Below are 1,531 nucleotides of genomic sequence, written 5' to 3'. Positions count from 1 at the left end.
GTCCAGGTCTCGGCTACGATTGCGGCATCGATGCAAGAGGTCGAGATCCTGAGGCCGGAGGGTCTGCTGGTGCGGGATGCGCGTCCGATGGTGCGCGTCAATGTCTCGGTCATTGTGGAACAAAACGGAAGGCGCGAAAGCGGCGGGCACGGCGAGGGCGGAAGAATCGCGCTGGACGGCCTGATCGCACCGGAAAAATGGCAATCGGCAACGCAGGAGGCACTTCGAATTGCCCTTGTGAACCTTGAAGCCGTCCCCGCCCCTGCCGGTGTCATGGAGGTTGCTCTGGGTGCCGGATGGCCGGGGATTTTGCTGCACGAGGCCATCGGTCACGGGCTGGAAGGCGATTTCAACCGAAAGAAGACGAGCGCCTTTGCGGGTCTGATGGGACAGCAGATTGCGGCCAAGGGAGTGACGGTGCTGGACGATGGCACCATCCCCGACAGGCGCGGGTCACTGACTGTTGATGACGAAGGCACGCCGTCCGGCAAGAACGTTCTGATCGAGGACGGAGTGCTCGTGGGCTACATGCAGGACCGTCAGAACGCGCGCCTGATGGGGGTCAAACCCACGGGCAACGGCCGCCGCGAAAGCTATGCCCATGCGCCAATGCCAAGGATGACGAATACCTACATGCTGGGCGGGACCGCCGATCCGTCAGAGGTCATCGCCGAGGTCCGGGACGGCATCTATGCTGTCGGTTTCGGCGGGGGTCAGGTGGACATTACGAACGGCAAGTTCGTCTTTTCCTGTACCGAGGCTTACCGCGTTGAGAACGGCAAGATCGGCGCACCCGTCAAGGGCGCCACGCTGATCGGTGACGGGGCCACCGCCTTGAAGCAGATCCGCGCCATCGGCAATGACATGAAGCTTGACCCCGGTATCGGCAATTGCGGCAAGGCCGGGCAATGGGTGCCGGTCGGCGTGGGCCAGCCGACGCTACTGATCGGCGGGTTGACGGTTGGCGGGTCGGCCGCTTGACCCAATGGTTGGCAAGACCCGTCGCGCCCAGTGAAAGCGCGGCCCTGGCCGCAGTCTGGCACACGGCCTGACACGACGCCCGTTCCGATCACGTCCCAGCAGCGCCAATGAAACGCCGAACTGTGGCGGAACTTGCAGAACGACTTGCGGAACTGGTCGGGGGGCCAGTGAAAATGCGCATCTTCAAAAAGATTCTGAAATCCTAATAGCATACACGGTCCGTTAACCATCTCTGGAGCATGTTGGCTGCAGCAAGAGACGGAGACGAGGATGGCAAAGGATTTATTCCCTTCACCCCACCCCCTCACCCCACCCCACGAAGAGGATGATCGCCGGAACTGGCTTCGTCTCTTGCGATCCCGCCGCGTCGGTCCAGCGACATTCTTTCGGCTTATGGCCGAGCATGGCAGCGCCAAGGACGCACTCGCGGCGTTGCCGGACGTGGCCGCTGCGGCGGGCGTGAAAGATTACGCTATCTGCCCTGAAAACATCGTTCTGGCGGAAATGAAGGCCGGCGAAAGGGTCGGGGCGAAGCTCGTGGCTTATGGAG

At 62.2% G+C, this 1,531-nt stretch carries 1 protein-coding gene and 1 pseudogene; both read left to right on the top strand.

Annotated elements, in window-relative coordinates:
- Window positions 1–981, top strand: a 981-nt coding sequence (locus tag WBB85_RS20250; RefSeq protein ID WP_432640391.1) for a metallopeptidase TldD-related protein, incomplete at its 5' end; no start/stop codon positions are given.
- 270 nt (window positions 982–1,251) lie between these two features.
- Window positions 1,252–1,531 (top strand): annotated as a pseudogene (locus WBB85_RS20245) (DNA-processing protein DprA); the annotation flags it as partial.

The organism is Albidovulum sp. (genome assembly GCF_049646345.1).
GTDB lineage: Bacteria > Pseudomonadota > Alphaproteobacteria > Rhodobacterales > Rhodobacteraceae > Albidovulum.
The sequence above is the reverse complement of the archived record's forward strand: the minus strand, read 5'-3'. Positions and strand labels throughout refer to the sequence as shown.